Origin of the sequence: Rhodosalinus sp., from assembly GCF_041685465.1 — a bacterium.
GTDB lineage: Bacteria > Pseudomonadota > Alphaproteobacteria > Rhodobacterales > Rhodobacteraceae > Rhodosalinus.
This window is the reverse complement of sequence record NZ_JAWLFS010000233.1, coordinates 1-4525: the sequence shown is the minus strand read 5'-3', so window position 1 is coordinate 4525 and position 4525 is coordinate 1. Positions and strand designations below refer to the sequence as shown.

At 71.3% G+C, this 4525-nt stretch carries 7 protein-coding genes; 1 reads left to right on the top strand and 6 read right to left on the bottom strand.

Going from position 1 to position 4525, the window contains the following annotated elements:
- Positions 1 to 933: saccharopine dehydrogenase C-terminal domain-containing protein (locus tag ACESL7_RS13300; RefSeq protein WP_372893791.1), on the top strand; the 933-nt coding region annotated here is incomplete at its 5' end.
- Between the two features lie 60 nt (positions 934 to 993).
- Here the strand turns inward: ACESL7_RS13300 and ACESL7_RS13295 are convergent.
- The 6 genes from ACESL7_RS13295 to ACESL7_RS13270 form a co-directional block, all read right to left on the bottom strand.
- A complete protein-coding gene (locus ACESL7_RS13295; protein WP_372893790.1) occupies positions 994 to 1392 on the bottom strand; it encodes a hypothetical protein in 399 nt (132 codons plus the stop codon).
- A 97-nt stretch (positions 1393 to 1489) separates the two neighbouring features.
- A complete protein-coding gene (locus tag ACESL7_RS13290) occupies positions 1490 to 1807 on the bottom strand; it encodes a DUF3775 domain-containing protein (protein ID WP_372893789.1) in 318 nt (105 codons plus the stop codon).
- 39 nt (positions 1808 to 1846) lie between these two features.
- On the bottom strand, positions 1847 to 2578 hold the full coding sequence (locus ACESL7_RS13285) for an SDR family NAD(P)-dependent oxidoreductase (protein WP_372893788.1): 732 nt from the start codon (positions 2576 to 2578) through the stop codon (positions 1847 to 1849).
- Positions 2575 to 3138, bottom strand: coding sequence for a DUF3833 family protein (locus tag ACESL7_RS13280; RefSeq protein ID WP_372893787.1), 564 nt, complete (start codon positions 3136 to 3138; stop codon positions 2575 to 2577). The genes ACESL7_RS13285 and ACESL7_RS13280 overlap by 4 nt, the downstream gene beginning before the upstream one ends.
- Positions 3126 to 4367: an MFS transporter gene (locus tag ACESL7_RS13275; protein ID WP_372893786.1), complete on the bottom strand. Its 1242-nt coding sequence runs from the start codon at positions 4365 to 4367 to the stop codon at positions 3126 to 3128. Before ACESL7_RS13275 ends, ACESL7_RS13280 begins: the two co-directional genes overlap by 13 nt.
- Positions 4364 to 4525: DUF1365 family protein (locus tag ACESL7_RS13270; RefSeq protein ID WP_372893792.1), on the bottom strand; the 162-nt coding region annotated here is incomplete at its 5' end. The genes ACESL7_RS13270 and ACESL7_RS13275, both read right to left, overlap by 4 nt.

Genomic DNA, 4525 nt, shown 5'->3' with positions numbered 1-4525 from the left:
GGCGACTGGCATGTGCCGATCGCGGAGGCGGCGATCAAGGCGGGCGCGCATTTCGTCTCCTCCTCCTACATCGCGCCGGAGATGCGCGCGCTCGACGCCAGCGCGAAGGCGGCGGGCGTCGCGCTCGTCAACGAGGTGGGGCTGGACCCGGGCATCGATCACCTGATGGCGCACCGGCTGGTCGCGGACTACCGCGCGTCGGAAGCTTTCGATCCTGCGAACACGCTTTCGTTCACCAGCTACTGCGGCGGGGTGCCGAAGCACGCCAACCCCTTCCGCTACAAGTTCTCCTGGTCGCCGCTCGGCGTGCTGAAGGCGCTGAAGTCGCCCTCGCGCTCGCTCCGCGACTTCGAGGAGCTGCGGGTGGATCGGCCGTGGGACGCCATCTCGAGCTACACCGCGCCGCTCCCGGCGCCCGAGAGCTTCGAGGTCTATCCGAACCGCGATTCGCTCCCCTTCATGGAAGACTACGGCTTCGCGCCCGACTGGCGGGTAAAGGACTTCGTCCGCGGCACCCTGCGGCTCGAGGGCTGGTCCGAGGCCTGGGCCGATATCTTCCGGACGGTGGAGGACCTGCCGGCGGGCGCGGAGGGCGAGGCGGTGCTGCGTGATCTGTCGGAACGGCTCTGGCAGGAGCACGCCTACGACCCGGGCGAGCCGGATCGCGTGGTGCTCTGCGTCAGCCTCGAGGCGGCGCGGGAGGGCGCGCCGGTCTGGCACCGCACCTACGTGATGGACGCCTGGGGCGACGAGAGCGGCACCGCGATGGGGCGGCTCGTCAGCCAGATGGTGGCGCAGGCGGTCCGCTCGGTCGCGGCGGACGAGATCGCGCCCGGCGTCTCGGCCGCGCCCTCGGACCCGGCGCTGGTGGCGCGCTGGATGGGCGAGGTCGCGCGCCTCGCGCAGCACCTCGAGATCGTGCACCACGCCTGACGCGACAAGGGCGCGCCGCGCGGGCGCGCCCCTTTGCGGTTCACGGCAACGGCCGCGGCATCACTCGTCGTGGCCGGTCGGGCGCTGCTCGATCTCCTCGTCTTCCTCCTGATCGTCCTCGAACTCGGTCACGTCCTGCACCGCGTCCGGGTCGCCGGTCTCTTCCGTGCGCTCGGTGAAGTAGTGCTCGGTCAGCACCAGTGCCTCCCGGTCGCCCTCGACCGGGGTCTCGGCGGAACCGCGCTCCTGCTCCCGGGCCGTGCGGATGTTGTCGATGAAGTCGCGCTCCGCGTCGTCATAGTCCTCTTCCTCGACCTCGATCACGGTGACCTCGTAGAGCTGACCGTCGGCGTCGGTCATGTACATCCGCTGTTCGATTTCGGCATCCTGCGCGAGCGCCACGCCTGCGGTCAGGCCAAGGGCGGCGGCGGTCGTCATCAGGGTCTTTGCGGTCTGCATGACTGTCTCCTTTCCGTGGTGTCCGTTATCGTCGGGCACACAACGAAAGGGAGGCGCCGGGGTTCCGTCGCGCCGACAGCCCCGGCATGCGCGGCCGTCACAGGAGGTCGTCCTCCGCCTCCTGCGGGGAAATGCCGAGCGCCTCGAGCCCGGCCTCGAGATTGTCGGAGAGATGCGGCGTGCCGATCAGGTAGTCCGCGGTCGGCGTCGTCGCCTCCTCGTAGGCCGTCGCGCGCGCCTCGTGCCAGTCGTCGGCCTCGAAGGCGCCGCGCCCGATCCACATGATCGCCACGAGCTCCGCCTGCTCGTCCTCGTCCATGCGCTCGATGAAGGCGCGCAACTCCGCCTCCGCGCGGTCGAGTTCGCGCGCCATGATGATGACCTGCGCGACCTTGCGGGGAGAGATTGTGGGCATCGGACACCTCCTGCGGCTCACTCGGGAGCGCGCAGGATGTTACGAGAAGATCCGATAGTAAAGCCAGTCCGGCAGGAACTGTCCGCCACGGAAGAGCCAGGAGAAGACGGTCGGGAAGCTGTACTTGAAACCGCCGCGCGACATGAACTCGAACATGCGCTGCGCCGCGTCCTCCGGCTCCATCAGGAAGGGCATGTGAAAGTCGTTCTTGTCGGTGAGCCGGGTGCGGATGAAACCGGGGTTGGCCACCTGCACATCGACGCCGGTCTTGCGCAGGTCGCAGTGCATGCTCTCCGCGAGCACCATGACCCCGGCCTTCGACGGCGCGTAGCCCACCGCCCCCGGCAGGCCGCGGAAGCCCGAAAGCGAGCCGGTCAGCACGACATGGCCCCGGTCGCGCGCGACCATCGGCGGCAGGGCGACCGAGACCGCGCGCAGCGCACCGGTGAAGTTGATGTCGCCCATCGTCTCGATCTTCTCGGCGTCGATCTCGCGGGCGCTGAAGGGCCAGTAGGCGCCGGCGAGAAAGACCATGCCGTCGATCTCGCCCGCCGCCTCGGCGGCCTCTCTGACGCTGTCGAGGTCGCGCACGTCGAGCGGCACGGCCCACGCGCGACCCGGCAGGCGTTCGGCCAGCGCCTCGAGCTTGTCGCGCGAGCGCGCCGAGAGCACGAGCTCGACGCCCGCGCGGCTCATGCGCTCGGCGAGCGCCTCGCCGAGCCCCTCGCTCGCGCCGATGAGCCAGTAGCGCTTGCCGGTCCAGTCCCTCACGCCGCATCCTTTCTGCGCATGGTCGCCACGAGTTCGGCCACCTTGATTCCGTATTTGCGAAACTGGCTCCGGTTCACGATGGTTCCGGCCGGAGTCAGGTACATCCAGTCCGTCGTGTCGAGCACATGGCCCCCCGAGGCCTCGGGCAGGCGCAGGCGGTATTTCAGCCGCACGGCCGATCCGCTCTGCACCCCCTCGCCGTCGCCGACGACATCCTCGGCCCGCGCCCGGATGCGTCCGTCGTTGCCGAGCGTCAAGTGCCACGCGCGGTGCTGCACCGCCCCGCTGTCGTAGTCGAACCGCTCGCGCATCTCGCCGGTGTTGCCGTCCCAGGAGACGTCGAACTCTCCCGTGAAGCGCGAGGCGACGCGCCCGGTGGGCCCGTAGATCACCCCGTCGCAGACGAGCGGGCCGTTCAGGTGGCGACGGATGTCGAAGCGCGGCGCGCTCTCGGCGTAATCCTCGGGTCGCTGGGCGAGAAAGCCGGCGAAGCGCGTGCGCGCCCAGACCAGCGCCGCGGCGACAAGCGCGCCGAGGATCGCGAAAATCAGGTGGTCCATGCGGTGTCCGTCCCCGTGTCGTCGCCCATCCGCCCGAGCGGCGCAGTGGCCAGGAGCGCGATGGCGATGAGTTTCAGCGCGCAAGGCAGTCCCGCGTAGAGGAGCGTGAGCGTCCAGAGCGCCTGTGCATCGTTGTCGGTCCCGGCCTCGAAGCCCGCTGCCTCCAGCGTCGGCAGGAGCGTCGCCGCAGCGACGGCCAGCGTGGCCTTGGTGACGAAGGACCAGAGGCCGAAGCCCTCCGCCGCGCCGGGGGCGACGGCCTCGAGCCGGCGCGCGAAGAGCGCCGAGAGCACGACCATGTCCGCGCCGAGCGCGGCGCCGGTCACCACGCAGATGACCGCGAAGGCCGGCCAGTCGCCGGCCCCCAGCCCCAGCGCGAAGACGAAGCCCACCACCGAGGTGCCCATGCCCACGAGCAGCACGCGCCGCGCGCCGTAGCGATCCGCCGCCTTGCCCCAGGCCGGCGCGCTGACCGCCGCGGCAAGGAAGAAGAGCAAGAGCAGCGGCCCCTCCATCCCCGGTGTCTGGAGCCGGCTCTCGACGAAGAAGAGAAAGAGCGTCGAGGTCACCGCCACCGGCGTCGCGTTGACGAGCGCCACGAGCAGCAGCCGCCGCGCGGCCGGGTCGCGCAGCACCGGCGCGAAGCCCGCCGCCTCCGGCGCGGTGAGCGGCCCGCGCCACTCGCCCCGCATCGAGAGCCCTGCGGCGAGCGCGAGCGCCGCGAAGGCGAGCGCGAAGCCCGCGAAGCCCAGCCCCTCGGGCGCCACCGCCGCCGCGCAGACACCGAGGAGCGCCCCGGTCTCGCGCCAGCGCGCCACCCGCAGGTGCCCGCCCGCGCCGAGGTCCGCTGCCGTGGTCACGCCCTGCGCGTAAAAGGCGATGGTGAGGAAGCTGAACGACGAGAAGACGAGCGTCAGCATGAGCGCGAACCACAGGAGCGGCGCCACCGGCGGCGTCACCGCGAAAAGCCCGACCATCCCGCCCGCGATCACCGCCACCGCGACGCCCACCGCCTGCGCCCGCCGCGCCTGCAGTGCCGCGGCCAGCCGGCCGAGCAGCGGGTCCTGCACCACGTCGAGGAGCCTGAGCCCGAAGAGCACCGCGCCCAGCGCGGCGAGGCTCACGCCGTGGTCGTCCACGTAGACCTTGGGCGCGTGGATATAGAGCGGCAGGCCCGCCGCCGCGATCATGGCGGCGAAGAGCCCATAGGCGGGCAGGCGATGGGTCATCGGGTGATCTCGGCCTCCGGCGGCTCGGGCCGGGAATGGAACCGCGCCCCCTTCCACCACAGCTTGACCGCCTGCCAGTGGATCAGCGCCAGCACCCGGCGCGAGCCGAAGGGCCGGCGCAGCAGCATCGCCGCCAGCCCGCGCCCCGTCAGCGGCAC

Coding starts and splice junctions, on each gene's coding strand:
- ACESL7_RS13295 (WP_372893790.1), bottom strand. CDS start 1,392: ATGCAGACCGCAAAGACCCTGATGACGACCGCCGCCGCCCTTGGCCTG.
- ACESL7_RS13290 (WP_372893789.1), bottom strand. CDS start 1,807: ATGCCCACAATCTCTCCCCGCAAGGTCGCGCAGGTCATCATCATGGCG.
- ACESL7_RS13280 (WP_372893787.1), bottom strand. CDS start 3,138: ATGGACCACCTGATTTTCGCGATCCTCGGCGCGCTTGTCGCCGCGGCG.
- ACESL7_RS13275 (WP_372893786.1), bottom strand. CDS start 4,367: ATGACCCATCGCCTGCCCGCCTATGGGCTCTTCGCCGCCATGATCGCG.